The organism is Curtobacterium flaccumfaciens, assembly GCF_051548005.1.
Lineage (GTDB): Bacteria > Actinomycetota > Actinomycetes > Actinomycetales > Microbacteriaceae > Curtobacterium.
The window spans coordinates 15,545-36,501 of the sequence record NZ_JBPUGH010000015.1; the positions used below are offsets into that span (position 1 = coordinate 15,545).

22 protein-coding genes are annotated in these 20,957 nt (G+C 71.6%); 13 read left to right on the forward strand and 9 right to left on the reverse strand.

Annotation, left to right across the window (positions count from 1 at the left end; all coding sequences use genetic code 11):
* The first annotated feature begins 128 nt into the window (after positions 1 to 128).
* Positions 129 to 1,160, forward strand: coding sequence for a LacI family DNA-binding transcriptional regulator (locus ACSW7Y_RS03765; protein ID WP_438125001.1), 1,032 nt, complete (start codon positions 129 to 131; stop codon positions 1,158 to 1,160).
* Between the two features lie 110 nt (positions 1,161 to 1,270).
* Here the strand turns inward: ACSW7Y_RS03765 and ACSW7Y_RS03770 are convergent, their stop codons facing one another.
* Positions 1,271 to 2,230 (reverse strand): helix-turn-helix domain-containing protein, encoded by a 960-nt coding sequence (locus tag ACSW7Y_RS03770; protein WP_438125002.1) that lies wholly within the window; start codon positions 2,228 to 2,230, stop codon positions 1,271 to 1,273.
* 88 nt (positions 2,231 to 2,318) lie between these two features.
* Here ACSW7Y_RS03770 and ACSW7Y_RS03775 point away from each other — a divergent pair, with 88 nt between their 5' ends.
* Complete coding sequence (locus tag ACSW7Y_RS03775; RefSeq protein ID WP_438125003.1) at positions 2,319 to 2,672, forward strand: hypothetical protein; 354 nt, start codon at positions 2,319 to 2,321, stop codon at positions 2,670 to 2,672.
* Here the strand turns inward: ACSW7Y_RS03775 and ACSW7Y_RS03780 are convergent.
* A complete protein-coding gene (locus ACSW7Y_RS03780; RefSeq protein WP_438125004.1) occupies positions 2,669 to 3,856 on the reverse strand; it encodes an FAD-dependent monooxygenase in 1,188 nt (395 codons plus the stop codon). The two genes, ACSW7Y_RS03775 and ACSW7Y_RS03780, sit on opposite strands and share 4 nt — an antisense overlap.
* Before the next feature lie 78 nt (positions 3,857 to 3,934).
* Between ACSW7Y_RS03780 and ACSW7Y_RS03785 the strand changes: the two genes are divergently transcribed.
* On the forward strand, positions 3,935 to 4,426 hold the full coding sequence (locus ACSW7Y_RS03785) for a MarR family winged helix-turn-helix transcriptional regulator (RefSeq protein ID WP_438125005.1): 492 nt from the start codon (positions 3,935 to 3,937) through the stop codon (positions 4,424 to 4,426).
* 9 nt (positions 4,427 to 4,435) lie between these two features.
* On the opposite strand, the gene ACSW7Y_RS03790 is transcribed toward ACSW7Y_RS03785, so the two are convergent.
* Positions 4,436 to 5,329 (reverse strand): NmrA family NAD(P)-binding protein, encoded by an 894-nt coding sequence (locus tag ACSW7Y_RS03790; RefSeq protein ID WP_438125006.1) that lies wholly within the window; start codon positions 5,327 to 5,329, stop codon positions 4,436 to 4,438.
* Between the two features lie 88 nt (positions 5,330 to 5,417).
* Entirely contained in the window at positions 5,418 to 6,428 is a 1,011-nt protein-coding gene (locus tag ACSW7Y_RS03795) for an AraC family transcriptional regulator (protein ID WP_438125007.1), read from the reverse strand.
* Between the two features lie 83 nt (positions 6,429 to 6,511).
* Between ACSW7Y_RS03795 and ACSW7Y_RS03800 the strand changes: the two genes are divergently transcribed.
* Entirely contained in the window at positions 6,512 to 6,958 is a 447-nt protein-coding gene (locus tag ACSW7Y_RS03800) for a MarR family winged helix-turn-helix transcriptional regulator (protein WP_290132658.1), read from the forward strand.
* Between the two features lie 163 nt (positions 6,959 to 7,121).
* Positions 7,122 to 7,277 (forward strand): hypothetical protein, encoded by a 156-nt coding sequence (locus tag ACSW7Y_RS03805; RefSeq protein ID WP_290132659.1) that lies wholly within the window; start codon positions 7,122 to 7,124, stop codon positions 7,275 to 7,277.
* A gap of 83 nt (positions 7,278 to 7,360) precedes the next feature.
* Here ACSW7Y_RS03805 and ACSW7Y_RS03810 read toward each other — a convergent pair whose 3' ends face one another.
* The 4 genes from ACSW7Y_RS03810 to ACSW7Y_RS03825 all read right to left on the reverse strand — a co-directional run bounded on the left by ACSW7Y_RS03810 (position 7,361) and on the right by ACSW7Y_RS03825 (position 11,727).
* Positions 7,361 to 8,209: a carbohydrate ABC transporter permease gene (locus ACSW7Y_RS03810; protein WP_438125008.1), complete on the reverse strand. Its 849-nt coding sequence runs from the start codon at positions 8,207 to 8,209 to the stop codon at positions 7,361 to 7,363.
* Positions 8,209 to 9,204, reverse strand: a complete 996-nt coding sequence (locus tag ACSW7Y_RS03815) for a carbohydrate ABC transporter permease (RefSeq protein ID WP_438125009.1) — start codon at positions 9,202 to 9,204, stop codon at positions 8,209 to 8,211. The genes ACSW7Y_RS03810 and ACSW7Y_RS03815 overlap by 1 nt, the downstream gene beginning before the upstream one ends.
* On the reverse strand, positions 9,201 to 10,520 hold the full coding sequence (locus tag ACSW7Y_RS03820; protein ID WP_438125010.1) for an ABC transporter substrate-binding protein: 1,320 nt from the start codon (positions 10,518 to 10,520) through the stop codon (positions 9,201 to 9,203). The genes ACSW7Y_RS03815 and ACSW7Y_RS03820 overlap by 4 nt, the downstream gene beginning before the upstream one ends.
* 199 nt (positions 10,521 to 10,719) lie before the next feature.
* A complete protein-coding gene (locus ACSW7Y_RS03825; protein WP_438125022.1) occupies positions 10,720 to 11,727 on the reverse strand; it encodes a LacI family DNA-binding transcriptional regulator in 1,008 nt (335 codons plus the stop codon).
* Between the two features lie 214 nt (positions 11,728 to 11,941).
* On the opposite strand from ACSW7Y_RS03825, the gene ACSW7Y_RS03830 reads away from it, so the two are divergent.
* From ACSW7Y_RS03830 to ACSW7Y_RS03850, 5 genes are all read left to right on the forward strand, one after another.
* Complete coding sequence (locus ACSW7Y_RS03830) at positions 11,942 to 13,174, forward strand: sugar ABC transporter substrate-binding protein (RefSeq protein WP_438125011.1); 1,233 nt, start codon at positions 11,942 to 11,944, stop codon at positions 13,172 to 13,174.
* A gap of 61 nt (positions 13,175 to 13,235) precedes the next feature.
* Positions 13,236 to 14,207: a carbohydrate ABC transporter permease gene (locus ACSW7Y_RS03835; protein WP_438125012.1), complete on the forward strand. Its 972-nt coding sequence runs from the start codon at positions 13,236 to 13,238 to the stop codon at positions 14,205 to 14,207.
* Positions 14,204 to 15,094, forward strand: a complete 891-nt coding sequence (locus tag ACSW7Y_RS03840; RefSeq protein ID WP_438125013.1) for a carbohydrate ABC transporter permease — start codon at positions 14,204 to 14,206, stop codon at positions 15,092 to 15,094. The genes ACSW7Y_RS03835 and ACSW7Y_RS03840 overlap by 4 nt, the downstream gene beginning before the upstream one ends.
* Before the next feature lie 43 nt (positions 15,095 to 15,137).
* Positions 15,138 to 15,932: a ThuA domain-containing protein gene (locus ACSW7Y_RS03845; RefSeq protein WP_438125014.1), complete on the forward strand. Its 795-nt coding sequence runs from the start codon at positions 15,138 to 15,140 to the stop codon at positions 15,930 to 15,932.
* On the forward strand, positions 15,929 to 17,047 hold the full coding sequence (locus ACSW7Y_RS03850; protein WP_438125015.1) for a Gfo/Idh/MocA family protein: 1,119 nt from the start codon (positions 15,929 to 15,931) through the stop codon (positions 17,045 to 17,047). The genes ACSW7Y_RS03845 and ACSW7Y_RS03850 overlap by 4 nt, the downstream gene beginning before the upstream one ends.
* A 103-nt stretch (positions 17,048 to 17,150) precedes the next feature.
* On the opposite strand, the gene ACSW7Y_RS03855 is transcribed toward ACSW7Y_RS03850, so the two are convergent.
* A complete protein-coding gene (locus ACSW7Y_RS03855; protein ID WP_438125016.1) occupies positions 17,151 to 17,672 on the reverse strand; it encodes a hypothetical protein in 522 nt (173 codons plus the stop codon).
* 83 nt (positions 17,673 to 17,755) lie between these two features.
* Between ACSW7Y_RS03855 and ACSW7Y_RS03860 the strand changes: the two genes are divergently transcribed.
* The 3 genes from ACSW7Y_RS03860 to ACSW7Y_RS03870 all read left to right on the forward strand — a co-directional run bounded on the left by ACSW7Y_RS03860 (position 17,756) and on the right by ACSW7Y_RS03870 (position 20,765).
* Positions 17,756 to 19,126 carry a sensor histidine kinase gene (locus ACSW7Y_RS03860; protein ID WP_438125017.1) on the forward strand — a complete coding sequence of 457 codons (1,371 nt, stop codon included), beginning with the start codon at positions 17,756 to 17,758 and terminating at the stop codon, positions 19,124 to 19,126.
* The gene (locus tag ACSW7Y_RS03865; RefSeq protein ID WP_438125018.1) at positions 19,123 to 19,737 is read left to right on the forward strand and encodes a response regulator; all 615 of its coding nucleotides are present in this window, start codon (positions 19,123 to 19,125) and stop codon (positions 19,735 to 19,737) included. Before ACSW7Y_RS03860 ends, ACSW7Y_RS03865 begins: the two co-directional genes overlap by 4 nt.
* A 149-nt stretch (positions 19,738 to 19,886) precedes the next feature.
* Positions 19,887 to 20,765: a hypothetical protein gene (locus ACSW7Y_RS03870; RefSeq protein WP_438125019.1), complete on the forward strand. Its 879-nt coding sequence runs from the start codon at positions 19,887 to 19,889 to the stop codon at positions 20,763 to 20,765.
* The last annotated feature ends 192 nt before the right edge of the window (positions 20,766 to 20,957 follow it).

Consider the following 20,957-nt stretch of genomic DNA (forward strand, 5'->3'; position numbering starts at 1 on the left):
CGTTGACTCGCAGCGACATCGACTGCCGCCTCTGCGGAGAGCGTGCCAGGGTGCGACGGCGCTTGTCAATCGTTATCGATAACGTTTTCTTTACTGTCGAGGACACTCAGCGGCGGTACGGTGTGCAGATGGACACGGCGATCGGCGCACGCCCCGGCGCCGGCCGGGTCACCATCGCGGACGTGGCGCGCGCCGCCGGCGTCTCGATCCCGACCGTGTCGAAGGTCATCAACCAACGGGACGGCGTCGCGCAGGGCACGATCCTCCGCGTGCAGGAGGTCGTCGAGCAGCTCGGCTACGAGACCTCCCTCGTCGCCCGGAGCCTCCGGAGTTCGCGCACCGGTGTCGTCGGCATCCTCGTGACCGAGTTCGAGCCGTTCTCCACCGAGCTCCTGCGCGGGGTCTCCGGCGCGACGACCGGAACCGGCTACGAGCTCCTCGCCTACGCCGGGCTCGTGACCGGCGCCGAGCAGAAGGGGTGGGAGCGTCGATCGCTCTCCCGTCTGTCCGGCACGCTCATCGACGGGGCGATCGTCGTCACGCCGAGCACGGCACTGTCGGCCTCGTCCATCCCCGTGGTCGCGATCGACCCGCACACCGGGCCCGAGGGCCACGCCACGGTCGACTCGGACAACGAGGGCGGTGCCGCGCAGGCGGTCGAGCACCTCGTGGGCCTCGGGCACACCCGGATCGCGCACCTGCGCGGACGTCCGGACCTCGCGTCCGCCCAACTCCGCGAGGCGGGGTACCGACGGGCGCTCGTCGCCGCGGGGTTGCGCGTGGACGAGTCGCTCGTCCGGGACGGCGGCTACCAGGAGGACCGGTCGGCCGAGGTCGCGCTCGACCTGCTCTCCGGACCGGACCGTCCCACGGCGGTGTTCGCCGCGAACGACTCCTCGGCGGTGGGTGTCCTGCGGTCGGCGGCGGCGCTCGGCCTGCGGGTGCCCGAGGACCTCTCCGTCGTCGGGTTCGACGACGTCCCGCAGGCCGCGACGACGACCCCGCCGCTGACGACGGTGGCGCAGCCCCTGGTCGAGCTCGGCTCACGAGCGGTCGAGATGCTGCTCGCGATGCTGCGCGGGGAGCAGACCTCGGACCACGTGCGGTTGCCGACGACGCTGCGGGTGCGGCAGAGCACCGGACCGGTCCCCGCGCGCTGACCCCGCCGCCGGCGCCGTGCACCGGCGCTGTGGTGTGCACCACGTCGGCGCGTCCGGCGCCGCAGCGCGCGCCCGCGTCAGCGGGACCGGCGCCGCGGCGCGTGCTCGCGTCAGCGGGTCCGGCGGCGGAGCGTCTCGGACGGCAGCTCGCCGAACGTGTCCGCGTAGTACCCCGCGAACCGGCCGAGGTGCCCGAACCCCCACGCGTTCGCGATCGTCGCGACCGTGGTCTCCGTCGGGTCGCCGGTGACGAGTTGCGCCCGGACCCGGTGGAGCCGTACCTGCCGGAGGAACGCCATCGGACTCGTTCCGGCGTGACGCTGGAACGTGGCCTGCAGGCTCCGCGCGTTGATGCCCGTGACGCGGCTGACGTCGGTGCTCGTGATCGGCCGGTGGGCGTTCGCGACCATCCACTCCTGGGCGAACCGCATCGTCGCGGGCCCCTCGTGGAGCGGGACCTCGAGCGTCGGGGTGACGTCGTAGGCGTCGACCACGGCCTCGGCGACGAGCATGTTGAGGGCCGCGCGACGACCCCGGGAGGTCTCGGCACGGAGGAGCTCGGGGGCGGCCGAGGCGATCACCGACCGCAGGCCCTCGAGTGCACCCGGGGCGGCCGACACCGTGAACTGCAGGGGCCCGGGCACGGCCAGGCGCTGCGCCGCGGCGACCGACTCGAGGAACGGCGCGGCGAACCGCACGGTGTGGAGCGTGGTCGGCTCGCCGTCGAAGGTGACGTCGCGACCGGACGGCCACATCACCGGGACGCCGGGCTCCATCGCGATCGGGTCGCGGCCGGAGGTGTCGACGGCGAGGCCCGGACGGGTCGTCCAGGCGAGCACGTAGTTCGGCGCCTTGCCGATGGTCCCCCAGCGTTGCGCCTCGACCGAGGAGGTCCCGACGACGAGCTCGTCGTCGCCGACCGCGCGGAACCGCCAGGTGAACCGTTCGCCGACGGCCCGCCCGACGGAGATGTCCTTGCTCGAGTAGACACGCTCGTAGAACGCGACTGCCTCGTCGATGTCCCGTCCGTGGCGGTCGACGTGGATGAGGGGTACGGCGTCCGTCGTCATGCACCGCTCATTCTGTCGGCACCCCCCGACACCCCGCTGCGACTGCGCACTGCGGACATTCCCGGCCCGGAGGAGTTGGATCGATCGGGTGAAGTACGTGGTGTACGGGGACAACAAGGTGATGACCGGCGACGCGATCGCGGACGCGGTGCTCGCGTACGCGGCCGCCCTCGGTGAGAACGGGACGACCGACATCGTCGAGATCCCGACGGCCGACGACACCGGCACCGCGGTGCACGCAGAACTGCTGCTCGGACCGGCGTCACAGGTCATGGTCGAGACCGCTCCCGACGACGAGCTCGAGCCGGAGGACGAGGACCTCGTGAACGAGCTGGTGCGGCGGACGGCTGCGGTCGGCGGCGGTCGGTTCGTGGACGCCGCGTCCTCCCACTCGGAGGAGCCCGAAGCCAAGCGCCTGCGGACCGACCCGCCGCAGACCTAGGCGGTCGTCCGCAGCGGCGGCAACGGCCGTTCGGTCTCGGCGACCTGCGTCAGGCGTGCCGCGATGGGTGCGAACACCTTCGTGCCGATCGCCCGGTCGACGATGCTCCGCGCCGCGAGTCCGAGGCGCGTCTGCGGGTAGGCGAACCGCACGATGCCCTTCGGGATGTCCTGCACGTCGGTCACGAGCGGACGCATCCACTCCTCGAAGGCGTCGACCGCGGCCTCGGTGCCGTCGTGCGCGTCGAGAGTTGCAGCGAGGACGTACCCGGCGGTCAGCGCGAGCGAGGCTCCCCCGCCGCCCATCGGCGTCACGCACCAGGCGGCGTCGCCTGCGAGCACCACGCGCCCACGGCTCCAGCGCGGCATCCGGATCTGCGTGAGCTGGTCGACGTACACGTCGTCGGAGGCGTCGAACCCGTCGAGCACGCGCTCGGTCTGCCATCCCGCATCCCGGTAGCGCTCGCGCATCCGAGCCAACGCCGCGTCCCGCGGGTACGCCGCGAGGTCGTCGTCGTTCGTGCAGGCCAGGATCGCACGGGTCGTGCCGTAGGGGTCCGGTCGGAGGTGCACCTGGCGCCCCTCGACCGCGTTGTACCAGCGCCAGCGGTCGTCGTCCGACGGGTCCCGCGGGATCGTGCCGAACACCATCGCGACGCCGAGGTCCCTGGCCTCGACCTCGTCGTCCGTGAACACCAGCGCCCGGGTGCTCGACCGCACTCCCTCGGCCACGACGAGCAGGTCGGCCGTGAGCTCCGACCCGCCGTCGGTGCGCGCCGTGATCCCCTGGCCGTCGTCCGTCACGTCGGCGATGGTCTCGCCGTACCGGACGACGACGTCCGACGGCAGCGCGTCGAGGAGCACGCGGGCGAGGTCGCCGCGGAGGACCTCGAGTTCCGCGGTCGCGCCCGCCCCACCACCGTCGGGCAGCTCCACGCGGACGGACCCGTCCTCCTCGACGAGCACCGTGCCGGTCTCGGTGGTGTTGCGCGCACGGACCTGCTCCACGAGTCCCATCCGGTCGAGCACCTCCTTGGCGACGCCCCGGACGTCGACGTTCTGCCCCCCGTCGCGGAAGGCCGACGACCGCTCGAGGACGGTGACCCGCCAGCCGGTCCGAGCGAGCCACCAGGCCATGGAGAGGCCCGCGATGCTGGCCCCGGAGACGAGTGCGTGCTGCTGCATGTGCTTCCCTGTTCGTCAGAGTGCGGACCGCGGGTGCGGTTCGCTTTACAGTAAAGCGATTGCTCCCCGGAGGTGCCTGTGTCCCCGCTCGATCCCCTGTCCGTCGACTGGTCCGACGACGAGGTCGGCGTCATGCACGCCCTGCGCGACTGGGCCGTCGCGTTCGAGGAGTTGAACCGGCACCTCGCCGCGTGGACGGGGCTGCCGGGATCCGACGCGAACGCCCTCGGACAGGTGGTGTGGGCAGATCAGGGCGGGCAGCCCCTGTCCCCGGCGGAACTCGCCCGCCGGATCGGCCTGACCACCGGTGCGACGTCGATCCTCGTCGACCGCCTCGTCGCCGCCGGGCACGTCGGCAGACACCGGGAGGGCCCCGACCGGCGCCGGGTGACGCTCCGCCCGACCGAGCACGCTATCGCGGAGACCCGACGGTTCCTGGCGACGGCGGGTGAGGAGTTCGCGGCCACCGTGCGCGACACCGATGCGGACGAACTCCGGACCGTCCGGGCGTTCCTCTCCCGGATGACGTCGGCGGCGGCCGCCGCCAACCGCCGACTCGCCGGCCGCTGAAGGGTCCCGTCAGACCCCGAGGTGCTCTGCGAGGACGTCCTCGACGCTCGTCCAGCGCTCCGGACGGTACCGCTCGCCGCCGAGGTTCCGCAGCTCGCCCTCGCCGCTGAACATCGTCACGAAGTACTGCATCCCCTGCCACGCCGGGAAGGGCTCGTCGTCGTCGCGCGACAGCCGCCGCCCGAGCGTCGCCATCACCGACAGCGAACCGGTCGTGCCCGCCCAGAGCACCCGGTGCCGGACCCCGGTGAGCCGGGACATCGTGTCCGCCAGGCTCCGCGAGGTGACCCGGTCCCCCGCGACCTCGACGAAGCGCGGCGCGTCCGGGTCGAGCGCGACGCGGGCCACCACGAGCGCGACGTCGTCCTTCGTGGTGAAGTCGAGCACCTGGTCGGCGCTGGACCACGCGAGCACACGCCGTCGACCGAACAGCACGAGCGGCGCCTGCCCGGTGAGCATGTCGGCGAACGCGCCGTTGAGCACCGACGTCGCCCGGATCGGTGCGGCGTCGAGGACCGCGGCGAACTCGCGGCGGAGCTCGAAGTTCCGGTTCGTCCCGGGGGTGACACCCCGGTAGTCGGCCGAGTAGTCCGAGGGCACGAACCGCGGCACACCGGCCTCCACCGCGGCGTCGAGCAGGGCGCGCTGCGCGTCGACGATCACCGTCCGGGTCCCGCTCAGGGCGGAGACCACGACGTCGACGCCGCGGACCGCCGAGACCAGCGCGGGGTGGTCGTCGTACGACGCGCTGACGACCTCGACGCGGTCGTCAGCGGAGAGGCGGTCGGCGGCTGCCCCGCCGCGGGTGAGGACGCGGACGCGGGCACCGAGGCCGAGGAGTTCGCGGACGATGCGGTGGCCGAGGTCGCCGGTGGCGCCCGCGACGAGCACGGAGGTGGTCATGCCGTCGACGCTACGCACGCCGGCTGCACCCCACCACGACGCGGAACCGCGGAGCGACGCACCCCAGCGTCGACCGCGCTCTCGGACGTCAGCGTCGCAGCGTCTGCTTCGGGTACTCGCCGAACCGCTCGGCGTACGACGCCGAGAACCGCCCGAGGTGCGCGAACCCCCACCGCCGTGCGACGTCGCCGACCGCTCCGGCCTGCGGGTCGAGCGCGAGGAGCTCCTCGTGCACGCGGTCGAGCCGGACCTGCCGGAGGTACGTCAGCGGCGAGACGTCGAACACCCGACGGAAGGACTCCTGCACGGACCGCACGCTGAGCCCGGCGACCGCCGACAGCTCCGTCACCGTGACGTCCTCGGCGGCGTGCGCGTGGATGTGCTCGACCGCGGCGCGGAGCCGGGCGTTCCTCGGCAGTCCGAGCACGGCCGGCAGGGTGTCGAGGTGCGGCGGGAACATCTCGAGGAAGACGCGGGCGGCGGACTCCTTCGCGGTGCGCCAGGCGTCGCTGTCGGGTCCGGCGGCACGCAGAGCGCGGGTGAGCCCGGCGATCGCGACGCGCCAGGACCGGACGGCCTCGGGTACCGGCTCGGCGAGGTGGTCGAAGCGCAGGGGCCGGTCGCCGAGGTCGAGGTGCTGCGCCGCGATCCGCTCCACGAAGGCCCGGTCGAAGTGCACGAGCCGCTGGTCGTAGTCGGACGCGGCGAACGTGTACGGCTTGTCCGTCGGGAACAGCACCGGTGTGTCCGGACGCATCTCGACGGCGTCCCCGGCCAGGTCGAGCTCCGTGTACCCCTCGGTGAGCCACCCCACGACGTACTCGTCCGACGGCGCCATCGGCCCGCGGATCGCTCCGACCAGCTGCGAGCGCCGGACGGAGACCTCGGAGTCGCCGACGACCGTGTACCGGTAGGAGAACCCGCGCTCTCCGCCCCGCGCGACCCACGCATCACCGCCGTAGACACCGCCGAGATCGCGTACGGCGGCCGCCGGTTCGTCACCGGACAGCTCGAACCGCACGGCTTCGACGGGCTGGTCCTCCAGGAACGCCTCGCTCACCGGGCCACCGCCGGACGCCGATCTGTCCCGGATGCGCACGTGATCGCGTTATCCGGATACGGTGTGGAGGTGACCGCGGCGTACAGTTGCGCGGAGCCGATCCGCAGTGAGGGGGTCTCCGCATGAGCGACCTCGACCTCCTCGGCGCGCTCACGCGACTCGAGGGTGCTGTGGCCGCGCTCCGAGCGCGTCTGCGCGAGCGCCTCGAGGTGTCGCAGGGTGACCTCACCGTGATCCAGTTCGTGGCTCGTGCCGAGACGGCGGAGCGCACGGTCCGGGTGAAGGACCTCGCGACGCACCTCGGCCTCACCGGCCCGGCGGTCACCGGACTCGTCGACCGCCTGGAACGTTCGGGTCACCTGTGCCGGGTGCCCAACCCGGACGACGGACGCAGTCGCCGCATCGAACTCACCGAGGCCACGCGTGGGGCGTACGCCGCTGCGATGGACGGCACGAACCAGCACCTGCACGACCTCATGGCCTCCTTCTCGGAACGGGAGCGCGCCAGGTTCGTGCGGATCGTCGACCGCGTCGTCGCGGCGATCGACCTCGGTTCCCCGGGCGCCTGACGGCAGAGTACGAGCATCTGCAGACTCTCCCAGACCGTTTGTCCAGCATGCGCAACAAGGTAACTTTGCTACCTACTTGACCGGTCGTCCCCCGTCATGGGCACGTAGCGTCGGCACGGTCGGGGCGACCGCCTCGGCACCGCCGACGATCGAGGAGCTCCCCATGGGCGCGTACGAGACCGAACCCGGCATCGAACCGGTGCGCATCGAGACGATCCGCGGCATGCGACGTCGCTGGAAGCACGGCGAACTGCGCGAGGCGCCGTCGACCCCCGACGACTTCTTCCGCGACACGGCGCGCGACGCGCGTCGCCGCTGACCAGCGGCACCCCACGACGGACTGGAGGCCCGGGTCGGATCCCGACCCGGGCCTCCAGTCCGTCCTGTGGTCGCCCCGCGACCTCAGCCCTTGACCGCTCCGGAGGTCAGACCGGACACGATGGAGCGACGGAACACCAGGACGAGGATCACGATCGGCACCGTGGCCGCGACGCTCGCCGCGAAGATCTGCGCGAACGGAACGGTGAACTGCGTCCCGAACAGGGCGATCCCGACGGGGATGGTCCGGAACGAGTTCTCGCTGTTGAAGGTCAGCGCCATGAGGAACTCGCTCCACGACGCCGTGAAGGTGAACACCCCGACCGTGAACAGCCCGGGCTTCGCCATCGGCAGGATCACGCTGAGCACGGTGCGCCACGCGCCGGCGCCGTCGATCTCGGAGGCCTCCTCGATCGTGGACGGGATGCCCTGCAGGTAGTTCCGCATGATCCAGATGGCGAACGGCAGGTTGAACGCGACGTACGGGACGATCAGCCCCGGGTACGAGTTCAGCAGGCCGAGGTGCCGCTCGAGCAGGTACAGCGGCGTGAGGACCGCGATCGCCGGGAACACCGAGAGCATCAGCAGCGACGTCATGATCGCGGTGCGGCCCGTGATCCACCGTCCGGCGAGTGCGTAGCCGGCGAGGAACGACAGCGCCAGCACGATCACGGTCGTCGACACCGACACGATGACGCTGTTCACCATGTACTGCCCGAGGGCGTTGTCGCGGAACGCCACCACGAAGTTGTCGAACGTGACCGCCTGCGGGAACACGGTCGGCGGGTTCCGGGAGATCTCGGACGCGGGCTTGAGCGCGGTCGTGACGAGCCAGTACAGCGGCAGCGCGGTGAGCACCGCGATGACGACACCGCTGACGTTGACGGTGTTGACCCACTTGCGCCAGCCCTTGCGGACACGAGTGCGGGGCATCAGTCCCCTCCCTTCGCCTGGTTCCGGAACGCCCGGAGGAACAGCAGACAGCCCGCCGCGACGATGACCGCGGTGCTCGTGGCGATCGCGGCGCCGGGGCCGATGTTGATGTCCTGGAAGAGCACCTTGTAGCCCATGATCGCCAGGGACTGCGTGGCGGTGCCCGGTCCGCCGTTCGTCAGCACGAACGGCAGGTCGAAGACGCCGAACGCCTGCAGGATGCGGAAGAGCACGGCGATCGTCAACGTCGGGGTGAGCTGCGGGAGGACCACGCGCCAGAACGTCTGCCACGTGTTCGCACCGTCGAGCTCGGCGGCCTCGTAGTGGTCCTCCGAGATCTGCACGAGGCCCGCGAGCAGGATGATCGCCACGAACGGGGTCGTCTTCCAGATGTCAGCGACCATGAGGCCCGTGATCGCCGGGACGGGTTCGCCGAGGATCACCGGCGCGTCGCCGAACAGCCCGAAGAACCACGTCGCGACGCCGTACGTGGAGTCGTAGACGTACTTCCAGAGCTGGGCGTTCACGATCGTGACGAGGGACCACGGCACGAGCATGAGCGCGAGCATCCAGCCGCGGGTCGCCCCGAGTCGCTCGAGCACGAGGGCCACGAGCATGCCGAGGACGAGCTCCACGAAGACCGTCACGACCGTGTAGAGCACCGTGAAGCCGAGCGCCCGGTACCAGTCGGCGCTCTGCAGCAGGGCCGCGTAGTTGCCGAGCCCGAAGGACCGGATCGAGAACCCCTCGTAGCCGACCTCGACGTCCGCGAAGCTCAGGACGATCGAGTAGACCACCGGGAAGATCGTGACGGCGGCGACGACGAGGAGCGCCGGCGCGGCGAAGCCCCACGCGCCCCGCGCCCGGACACGCTCCATACGCGACCGAGCGCTCGTCGGGCGGTACCCGTCACGGCGACCCGTGCCTCCAGGCCGGAGCGTGGGACCGCCGGCCGGTCCGCGGGAGCCGCCCCGCGTCGCGATGTCGGCGCTCACAGCGCCTCACCGGCCAGGGCGAGCGAGATGGCCGAGGCCATCGCGCGCGTGCCGCCGTCGACGGACGCCTGACCGCCGAGGATGCTGTTGCCGTTCTGGTAGACACCCTGCGAGACCTTCGGGTAGTGCGCCGTCGAGGTCGGGCGGGGCACGAGCGTGATGCCCGCGGCGGTGTCGTACGTCGGACGGTTCTGCCGCTTCGCGTCCTGGCTCGTGAGCGAGGCCGACCGGGCGGGGAGCACGCCGCCCTCGCGGGTGAGGAACTGCTGGGCGGTCTCGCTCGACATCCACTTCGCGAACGTCAGCGCCGCCGCGGGCTGCTGCGTGTGCGGGTTGATGTAGTTCCCCCACCCACCGATCGTCGAGTGGTGCTCGTCCTGCCCGTCGAACGTCGGCCGGGCGGCGAGGCCGACCTTGCCGGCGACCGCGGAGTCCGGCCCGTTCGCGATGCCCCACGCGTACGACCAGTTGCGGAGGAACGCTGCTCGACCGCCCGAGAACGCGTCGTTCGTGTCCTGCTCCTGGTAGGTCAGGGTCGCCCGGGGGCTCGCGCCGTCGGTGATGAGCGAGCGCATGAACTCGAACGCCCGCTTCGTCTCCGAGCTCGTCGTCTCGGGCTTCGTCAGGTCGTCGTCGAGCAGCGATCCACCGGCGTCCGCGACGAACTCCGTGACGTTGCAGGTGAGCCCCTCGTACACATCGCCCTGGAACGCGAACCCGTAGCTGACGTCGCCGGTGTCGACGAGCTTCGCGGCGGTCTCGCGGACCTCCTCCCACGAGCGCGGGACCTGGAAGCCGTGCTTGTCGAGGAGGTCCTTCCGGTACAGGAAGAACGACTCGTCGATGTAGAGCGGGAACATGTAGTAGGTCCCGTCGACGCTCGCCGCGGCGCGGAGGCCCTCGGGGAACTGGTCGAAGAAGTCCTTCCCGACGAGCCGGTTCACCGGGGTCGCGAGCTTGTTCTTCGAGAACTGCCCGGGCCATGCGACGTCGCCGAGGTACACGTCCGGGGTCGGGCTGCCGGCGGCGATCTGGGTCGTGAGGCTCGTCCGGTTCGTGTCGGTGTCGCTCGGCGCGCTGACGATGCGGACGCGGATGTTCGGGTGCTCCTCCTGGAACTCCGCGATGAGGCGTCGCCGGAGGTCCCCGCCGTCCTTCGAGGCCACCTGCCCGGCCCACCAGCTGATCGTGACGTCGCCCTCCGGCGGGTCGGTGGGCCAGTCCTCGACGGTGGTCCGCTCGGGTCGGGTGGAGCACCCGGCGAGGAGCAGCACCCCCGCTCCCCCGAGCAGGAACAGTCTGCGGTCGATCGCCATCGCGTCCTCCTCGACGGGTGGTGGTGCTGCTGAACCTGTACGTCCACTCAACCAGGGGCGCCTGGGAGGGCGCGCAGCGCATCGCGTCGCGCGTGCTCGTCGGCGCGGCGCGAGACTCGGCCAGGCGGACAGTACCGCGGTGGCAGAGCCGCGGAAGTGTCCGCCGAGGCGAGACTCGGCGCAGTGGCACCGCTCCGCGTCAGCGCCGCGCGGGTGCGGTGGACTCGGCGGTGCGGAGGGTGCAGGGGAGCAGGAAGTGCGGCAGGTCGGTCGCCGTGCCGTCGAGCTGGTCGATGAGTGCGTCGGCAGCCCGGGTCCCGAGCTCCCGCCCCGGGGCGAGCATCGTCGACAGTCGCGGGTAGTGCTGGTCGGCGTTCGCGGCCGACGACGCGATGCTCAGCACGGAGACGTCCTCGGGCACCCGCCGACCGGCGTCGAAGAGCCCGACGAGCAGCCCGCCGGCGGAGTCGTCCTTCATGAGGATGATCGCCGAGAGCCCCGGGTCTGCGGAGAGCAGCTCCTCCGCCGCCGTGCGGCCGCCCTCGCTGCCGGGCCCCGCGTAGACGATCGTCCCGGCCAGGCCCCGCGCGGCGATCGTCCCGCGGAACGTCGACTCGACCCTCAGGTGCGGCGCGTACCCGGCCATGGGCGTGCCGTCGAGGTTCTCGAGCACGATCCCGAACCGCTCGTGGCCCATGGCGGCGAGGTGGTCGATGCTGTCGACGATCGTCGTCTCGAAGTCGATGTCGACGAACGGCAGGCCCTGGCTGTCGCGTGTGCGCCCGATGAGGGTGAACGGCACGCCCAGGTCGGTCAACACGGCCACGCGCGGGTCGTCCATCCGCACCTCCATGAGGATCACGCCGTCGACGAGTCCGCCCGACACCAGGTCGTCGAGGTCCTCACCGGCGGGGTCGACGGGCCACAGCACGAGGTGGTGTCCGCGCTCGGACGCGCGTTCGGCCGCGCTCATGAAGAACTCGGAGGTCGTCGGACTGAAGCGGTTGCCCGTCGCCGGGAAGAGCAGCGCGATGATCCGTGTCCGTCGACTGGCGAGTGCCCGCGCGACGATGTTGTGGCGGAACTTCAGCTCCCGCATGGCCGTGCGGACCCGGGCGGTGGTGGCGGGGGTGACGTACTTCGTGCCGTTCACGACGAACGACACCGTGGCGATCGAGACCCCGGCGCGGTCGGCGACCTGCTGCATCGTTGCCACTGCCACCCCTCCGCTCCGGACGCTCTCGGTCCGGAGCCACTCGTTCCGGACTCGCTCAGCATAGCTCCCAGGTTCACGAAAAAGCGCTTTACGGGTGAAGCGCTTATCTGTTAGCGTCTCGCCCCAAGGAACGCACGGACGACGACGTCAGCGAGTCGTGGTCATGCGCCGAAGTCCATGACTCCACCAAGAGAAGAGCTGTGCAATGAAGCAGAAGTTCCCCTCGTCGCCCCGCCGGGTCCGTGCCCTGCTGGGCGCGGCAGCGGTCCTCGCGACGGTCCCCCTGGTGCTCACCGGCTGCTCCGGCTCCGGCTCCGCCTCCTCCGGCGGGAGCAAGGCCCTCACGATCGAGGACTACTACGACGCGAGCTACAACCCGGTGTACAAGCAGTGCGCGAAGGACGTCGGCGCCACCGTCACCATCAACCACGTCGCCGGTGCCGGCCTGATCTCGAAGGTGCTGCAGCAGGCCTCGTCGAAGACCCTCCCCGACGTGCTCATGCTCGACAACCCCGACGTGCAGCAGATCGCCTCGTCGGGCGCCCTCTCCGACCTCAGCGCCTACGGGCTCAGCGCGTCCGGGGACGTCCCCGGCGTGAAGGCGGCGAGCACCTACAAGGGCAAGCTCTACGGCGTGCAGTCGAACACGAACTCGATCGCGCTGTACTACAACAAGAAGCTCCTCTCCGAGGCCGGTGTCCAGCCGCCGAAGACGTGGGACGAGCTCAAGGCCGCCGCGAAGAAGCTCACGAAGGGGTCGACCTACGGCTTCGCGATGAGCAACATCAACACCTACGAGGGCACCTGGCAGTTCCTGCCGTTCTTCTGGTCGAACGGCGGTGACGAGAAGGACATCGCGACGTCGCAGGCAGCGCAGGCCCTGCAGTTCGTCGAGGACCTGCAGAACGACGGCTCGATGTCGAAGAGCTCGATCAGCTGGGCCCAGGCCGACGTCAACAACCAGTTCCTCGCCGGCAAGGCGGCGATGATGATCAACGGCCCGTGGCAGCTGCCGGCGCTCAACGCCAAGAAGGGCCTCGAGTTCGACAGCGTGCCGATCCCGACCCGCACCGGGGACGCCCCGGTCGCCCCGCTCGGCGGCGAGGCGTTCACCGTCCCGCAGACCGGTGACAAGGCGAAGATGCAGCTCGCCGGCAAGTTCGTCGGCTGCCTCCACTCGGTGAAGGGGCAGGAGGCCCTCGCGAAGCTCAGCGGCAACGTGCCGACGAACCTCGAGGCCGGCGCGAAGTGGGCCGAGAGCCACCCGCAGGTCGCCTCGTTCGTCACGACGGTGAAGACCGCCCGTGCTCGCACCGGTGAGCTCGGACCCGACTGGCCCAAGGCCGCGACGAAGATCTACACCGCCGTCCAGCTCGCCCTCACCGGCAAGGCCAGCCCCGAGGCAGCGCTCGAGCAGGCGCAGTCCCAGAACCAGTAGTGCACGAGGGAGCCGGCCGGACCGGTCGGCTCCCTCCCACCGCTCCAGGAGAGGAACCCGCATGAGCGCCTCGACGCAGGCACCCGCACGCACACCGTCCCGCCCGGCGACGCGGACCACCGTCGCCCCGCCCGTCCGCCCCGGTCAGCGCCGTGCGCGCCTCCGGACCGGCATCACCCGCTGGCTGTTCGTCGTCCCGGCCGCGCTGTTCGTCGTGGTGTTCTTCGGCTACCCGGTCGTCAAGAACATCCTGATGTCCTTCCAGGACTACACGACCGCCACGTTCTTCACCGGCGAGGCCCCCTGGGTCGGGCTCGCGAACTACGTCTCCGTCTTCACGAGCTCGGTGTTCACGACGAGCCTGGTGAACACGGCGCTCTTCACGGCCGGCTCGATCGTCCTGCAGTTCGTCATCGGCCTCGGTCTGGCGCTGTTCTTCCGACGGCACTTCCCGCTGTCCGGCTTCCTGCGGGGGCTGCTGCTCCTGCCGTGGCTGCTGCCCCTCATCGCCTCGAGCGCGGTGTGGAAGTGGATGCTCGACCAGGACAGCGGCGCGCTCAACCAGCTGCTCGGCGTGTTCGGCATCTCCCCGGTGCCGTGGCTGGTCAGCCCGAGCCTGGCGCTCATCGCGGTGATCGGCGTCAACGTGTGGCTCGGCATCCCGTTCAACACGACGATCCTCTACAGCGGCCTGCAGTCGGTGCCGCCGGAGCTCTACGAGGCCGGGGCCCTCGACGGCGCCACCGGGTTCAAGGCCTTCTGGTACATCACCTGGCCGAGCATCCGGAGCGTGGTGAGCATCGTCATCGTCCTCGGGGTGGTCTACACGCTGAAGGTCGTGGACATCATCCTCGGCCTGACGGGCGGCGGACCCGCGAACTCGACGCAGACCCTCGCCACGAACGCCTACCACCAGTCGTTCGTCAACTTCCAGTTCGGCATCGGAGCCGCGGTGAGCAACGTCCTCATCGTCGTCTCGTTCGTCTTCGCGATGGTCTACATCGCGATCTCCCGGAAGGCGGTCGACGAATGAGCGTCGGACTCGCGAACCAGACCGTCACCGCGACCCGCGCCCTCACCACGAGGCGCACGGCGCGCGTCCCTCGTCCGAAGCGCGGGGTGAAGGGCATCCCGCTCACGATCCTCGGCATCGTGTTCCTCGCGATCATGGTGTTCCCCGTGTACTGGATGGTGAACACGAGCCTGCAGGCCACGTCCGGGGCGGCGACCGCCACCTGGTTCCCGTGGTCCCCGACGTTCGCCGGGTACGAGGCAGCGTTCCAGCAGCAGGGGCAGAACTTCCTGTCGAGCATGATCATCGGCCTCGGCACGGTCGTCCTCACCCTCGCGGTCTCGACGCCGGCCGCCTACGGGCTGGCGCGGTTCCGGATGCGCGGTACGCGGGTGTTCCTGCTCGTGCTGCTCATCACGCAGATGATCCCGGCGATCGTGATCGCGAACGCGCTCTACACGGTGTTCAACAACATCGGTCTGCTCAACAGCTACGTCGGGCTCATCCTCGCGGACAGCGCCGTGCAGGTCCCGTTCGCCGTGCTGCTGATGCGGGCGTTCATGGAGTCGATCCCGCCGAGCCTCGTCGAAGCGGCACTCGTCGACGGCGCGAACGACTTCCGAGCGTTCGTGTCGATCGTCCTGCCGATCAGTCGTAACGCGATCGTCACCGCGGCGCTCTTCACCTTCCTCGGGGCCTGGGGCGACTTCCTCATCGCGCTGACCCTGACCTCCACACCAGCCGTCCGCCCGATCACGCTCGGCATCTACAACTACATCGGCTCGAACGTCACCGACTGGGGGCCCGTCATGGCCACCTCGGTCCTGGCGTCCCTGCCGGCCGCCGTGCTGCTCATCGTCGCGCAGCGGTACATCTCCGCGGGTGCCCTCGGCGGCGCCGTCAAGTGACGGCCCGCACGAGATCCCCGAAACAAGCCCAGAAAGGCACACCATGACCTCCACCCCGTTGCGCATCACCGTGTGGGGCGAGAACGTCCACGAGCAGGTCGAGCAGCACGTCGCCGAGCGGTACCCCGACGGCATGCACGGCGCGATCGCGGACGGCATCCGCGAGAACCTGCCGGACGCCGTCGTCCGCACGGCGACGATGCAGGAGCCCGAGCACGGCCTCACCGACGAGGTCCTCGCCGAGACCGACGTCCTCACCTGGTGGGGCCACGCCGCGCACGCCGACGTCGACGACGCCGTGGTCGACCGCGTCCACAAGCACGTCCTGTCCGGCATGGGCCTCGTCGTCCTGCACTCCGGCCACTGGTCGAAGATCTTCGGCAAGCTCATGGGCACCACGTGCACGCTCCGGTGGCGCAGCGAGCACGACCAGGAGCTCGTCTGGACCGTCAACCCGCAGCACCCGATCACGCGCGGCGTCCCGAACCCGATCGTCATCCCCGAGCAGGAGATGTACGGCGAGTACTTCGACGTCCCGACCCCGGACGAGCTGATCTTCATCTCCGGGTTCACCGGCGGCGAGGTCTTCCGGAGCGGTATGACGTACCGCCGCGGCTTCGGGAAGGTCTTCTACTTCTCCCCCGGCGACCAGGACTTCCCCGTGTACCACCACCCCGACGTCCGTCGGGTGATCGCGAACGGTGCCGAGTGGGCCCGACCGGAGCGGGAGCGCGAGCTGCCGACGCTCCGCCGGTACGACCTCGGCGAGTACTTCGACGGCCAGCACTACCGCGGCCCGTTCGACGACGCCCCGGTCGACGAAGAGGTGTCGGCGTGACCGCCCCCTTGCGCGTCGTCCAGGTCGGCGCCGGTGGGATGGGCCGGGCCTGGCTCAGTACGGTCGCTGCCGATCCGGACGTCGAGCTGGTCGGCATCGTCGACCTCGACCTCGACGCGGCGAAGGCCGGAGCAGCGGTCGCCGGCGACCCGACGATCCCCGTCGGCCGCGACCTGACGGCGCTCATCACCGAGACGGGGGCCGAGGCGGTGCTCGACATCACGGTCCCCGTGGCACACCACCCGGTGACCCTCGAGGCGCTCCGAGCCGGCCTGCCCGTCCTCGGCGAGAAGCCCGCGGCGCAGACCGTCGCGGAGGCACTCGCCCTCGCGGCCGCTGCCGAGGCCACCGGCAAGCTGTTCATGGTGTCGCAGTCCCGCCGCTACAACGACCAGCTCGTGGCGTTCCGCCAGCACGTCCGGGGTCTCGGCGCGATCGGCGGTCTCGACACCCGCTTCGCGAAGGCCCCGCACTTCGGCGGCTTCCGCGAGGAGATGGACGACGTGCTCCTCCTCGACATGGCGATCCACGCGTTCGACTCGGCCCGGTACGTGCTCGAGCGCGACCCGGTGTCGGTGTACTGCGAGTCGTGGAACCCGTCGTGGTCCTGGTACCGCGGTGACGCCGCTGCCGCCGCCGTCTTCACCTTCGAGGACGACGTCCGGTACGTCTACGACGGCTCGTGGTGCGCGCCCGGCGCCGAGACCTCCTGGAACGGCGACTGGCGGGCCTCCGGTGCCGCCGGCACCGCGCTGTGGGACGGCGACCACGACCCGTGGAGCGACCTCGACGGCACCCCGGGGTCACCCGCTCCCGCGCCGAGCGTCGGCAACGAGATCGCCGGGTCGCTCGCGTCCTTCGTGCGGGCGGTCCGCACCGGCGAGGTCCCCGACGGTGAGGTGCACGGCAACGTCATGAGCCTCACCATGGTGGATGCGGCGATCGCGTCGGCACGCACCGGCCGGCGCATCGTCATCGACGAGGTGCTCGAGCAGGCGCACGCCACGGCGATCGAACACGAGCAGGACCCCGCGATCCGCGAGCGGCTCACGGCGTGGGGGTCGGTCCGCGGCGCGTTGTCGACGGGGTCACCGGACACGGCCGCCCTCGGCTGAACGCGACCAGGTGACGGACGGGAGGCCCGTGGCGGATCCGCCACGGGCCTCCCGTCCGTCGGTCCGCGCGCGGGCGCGGTGCGCGTCAGCGCACCCAGACGCGTCAGCGCACCCAGACGTTCGGGACGAGCTCGCGCAGGGCGTCGCTGCCGTGGTCCTCGAAGCCGTCGGCGACGAGCGCGGTCTGGTGACCGTGGTCGTCCGACATGGACGTGACGACGGAGTCGCCTTCCGCGGGGATGTCGCCGCAGACCGAGAAGTTGTCGGAGCTGTCCTGGTCGGGATTGCTCCCGATGAGGCACACCGCGTCGTGCGTGGTCGTGGCGACCCAGTACGTCGTGCCGTCCGCTGCACCGACGCGACGCTGGCTGTCGACCGCGAGGTCCTCCGGGGCGGCCGCTCCGTCGGGCAGCTCGTCACTCGACACGAACGCGCGGTCCAGCACGTGGAACCGAGCGGCGGCGGCCACCGCGGCGGTCGGCTCCGGGGTGGATCCGAGCGGTGCCGCGGCCCGGGTCGTGCCGGTCCGCCCGTCGGCGTCGGCCCGATCAGTGTGCTGCGTGCACCCGGTGAGCGTCAACGCCACCACCGTCGCCGCCACGATCGTCGTCCCGGTTCCCCGCATGTCGTCCCCCTCCGGTGGTCGAACAGTAGCAGTGGTGGCACGCCCTGCGCTCCGTCACGGCTCGACGCGGTTACGGTGGCCGGGTGCGTGGACAACGGTCGTCGGACACGGGGGCGGCGGGGGACCCCGTCCTCCTCGTCGCGCCGGACCCGCGCCGGCGGGCGCGCCGCACGCCGTGGGGTCGGCTCCTCGTCGGGGTGGTCGTCGCCGCCCTCGTCGGTGGTGCCGCGGTCGCGGCCGCCGGGACCCTCGTCTCACAGCGGACCGCGGAGGGCTTCGCCGTCCGTGACGTCACCGCGGACACCGCTCGGCTCGCGCGCGTGGTCGTCGAGCCGGCGCTCCGGGACGCGATCGCCGCCCCGGACGCTCCCGCCGCCGAGCACGGTGCAGCACGCCGAGCCCTGTCCGAGGCCGTCGCGGGTGAGCTGCGGACCGGGTCGACCGTCCGCATGAAGCTCTGGGCAGCGGACGGCACCGTGCTCTGGTCCGACGAACCACGGCTCGTCGGCGAACGGTTCCCGCTCGGGGACGAGGACCTCGAGGCACTGCGGTCGGACCGGTCCGATGCGGAGGTGTCCGACCTCGACGAGCCGGAGAACCGCTACGAGCGCGGGCACGGCCCCCTGCTCGAGGCGTACCAGGCAGTCCACACCCCCTCCGGTACCGCGCTGCTGTTCGAGGCCTACCAGCCGTACGACGACGTCCTCGACCGGGCCGCGGACCTCCGGACGGCCTTCGCGTGGCTCGCGTTCGGCTCCGTCGCGGTCGTCCTCGCACTGCTCGTGCCGCTGCTGCTCTGGCTCCTGCTCCGGATCCGGTCCGGGCAGCGGCTCCGGGAACGGCTGCTCGGACGGGCGCTCGACGCCGAGTCGGCCGAACGGCGACGACTCGCCGCGGAGCTGCACGACGGGCCGGTGCAGGACGTCGCGGGCCTCGCGCTCGTCCTCGGCGCGGACCCGGCGACCCGCCCCGCCGCGGACGCGCTCCGGGATGCGGTGTCGTCGCTCCGGGGCTCGATGGCGACGATCCGCCCGGCCGCCCCCGACCGCGACGGTCTCGGTGCGGCGCTCGACGACGTGTGTGCGCGGGCACGGGGCGCCGGACTGGTCGCGACCGTCTCCGCGCCGGACTCCCTCGACGCGTCCGAGGCCACGCTCCTCGCGGTGGTGCGGTTCGTCCGGGAAGCCGTGGCGAACGCGGTGACGCATGCGCGAGCGTCCGCGGTGGACGTCGTGGTCCGGGCGGCGGGCGACGACCTCGTCGTCACCGTGGCGGACGACGGCGTCGGCTTCGACCACACCGTGCTCGACACCGACCGACCAGGGCACCTCGGGACGACGCTCCTCCGTGAGGTGGCCGAGGACACCGGGGGCGCGCTGCTCCTCCGGACCGCGCCGGGTGCGGGGACCGCATGGGAACTCCGGCTCCCCAGGGACGTGGAGGCGCTCCGGTGAGGGTCCTGCTCGTCGACGACCACGCCCTCGTCCGCAGCGGCCTGCGCGCCGTGCTCGGGACCACGGACGACTGCGAGGTCGTCGGTGAGGCGGCGACCGGGGAGGAGGCGGTCGCGATCGCCCCGGCCCTCCGACCGGACCTCGTGGTGATGGACCTGTCGATGCCGGGCGCGGGCGGGGTGGACGCGACCGCGCGGTTGCGTGCGGAGGTGCCGGACGCACGGGTGCTCGTCCTCACGACGTTCTCGGACGACCACCGGGTGCGCGCGGCCCTCTCGGCCGGGGCCACCGGCTACCTGCTCAAGGACGCCGCGCCGGAGGAGGTCGTCGCCGCGGTCCGGGCGGCGGCGCGGGACGAGACGCCGATCGATCCGCGCGTCGCCCGGTCGTTGCTCCCGGGCGCTCCCGTGGTCGATCGTGGCCCGGACCTCCCGCCACGCGAGCGCGACGTCCTCGTCCGCCTGGCGCGCGGCCTGTCGAACAAGCAGATCGCATCGGAGCTCGGCATCGCGGAGCGCACGGTGAAGGTGCACGTCGGCTCGCTCTTCCGGCGGATCGGCGTGGCCGACCGCACGAGCGCTGCGCTGTGGGCACGCGACCACGGCTGGTGAGCGGAGCGGGACGACGACGGCCGGACGGGTACTAGTACCAAGGTCCGATGGTGCGGGGTGCCGACCGCGGGCGACGATCGTCCACGTCGGGCCGATCGGACTCGACGGCCGCCCTCCCCGGCGGCGGAGACCACGCCCAGGAGGCACCCATGACCACAGCTCGCACGCGCCGCCGGGCCGCCGGCGCCGCAGCCGTCCTCGCACTCGGCGCCGTCGCCGCGGCGGCACTCGTCGGGGTCTCCCCCGCGAACGCCTCGGGCAAGACGTCGACCGGCGGCGACTACGCCGTCACCGTCAACGGCACGACCACGAACCCCGCCGTCGGCAAGGACTACAAGCTCAAGGACGTCGCCGTGTCCGGCACGATCGCGGTCCGGGGCAAGCACAACGGCTTCGACATCCGCGTCGCCGACCTCGGCGTGTACGACTACACGCTCACCGGCGCCCCGGACACGCAGCGGATGGTGACGAAGCCGACCGTGGTGTTCGCGTCGAAGGTCCCGACGCTGACCGCCGCGCAGCTCGCCGGCACGAAGCTGTCCTCGCTCGAGGTGCGGGACGACACGCTCGTCGCGGTCTTCGCCACCGGTGCCGGCAAGTTCAAGATCCAGGCGAAGGACGGCGCGCAGGGCGGCGTCTTCCAGATGGAGACCGAGTTCGCGCAGCCGGTGTCGGTGACGCACACGCTCGGGGCCGGCCTGTTCTACTTCACGAACCCGTACACCGGGAAGATCAACTTCGGGGACGGGGTCGCGGCCGTGGCCTCGGGCAGCGACGCGCACCAGATGCTGCTCGGCAAGGACAGCCCGCAGGTCGCCACGAAGACCGCGCAGACCGCGAGCACGACGACGTGGACCATCCAGCCCGGCGGCCGCATGGGTGGGGTCCTCGGCGAGGACGCGGTCGAGCTGAGCCAGGGCGCCACCAACTGCACGAGCCAGTGCCAGGCGCAGAACCAGATCCGCGGCTCGCTCCCGGTGCCGCCGGACCCGGTGGACCCGCAGCCGCTGCGCGTCGCGGTCCGCTGACGCGACCAGCGACCGGACGGGAGGCCCCGGGCGGGTCCGCCCCCGGGCGCCCCGCCGGGCTCGTATACACAAAAACCAGCCCACCAGAACACCCCCGGAAACGCGGATTGCGGGGTCGGCGGGGAAAAGGGGGGGGGGGGGGGGGGGGGGGGGGGGGGGGGGGGGGGGGGGGGGGGGGGGGGGGGGGGGGGG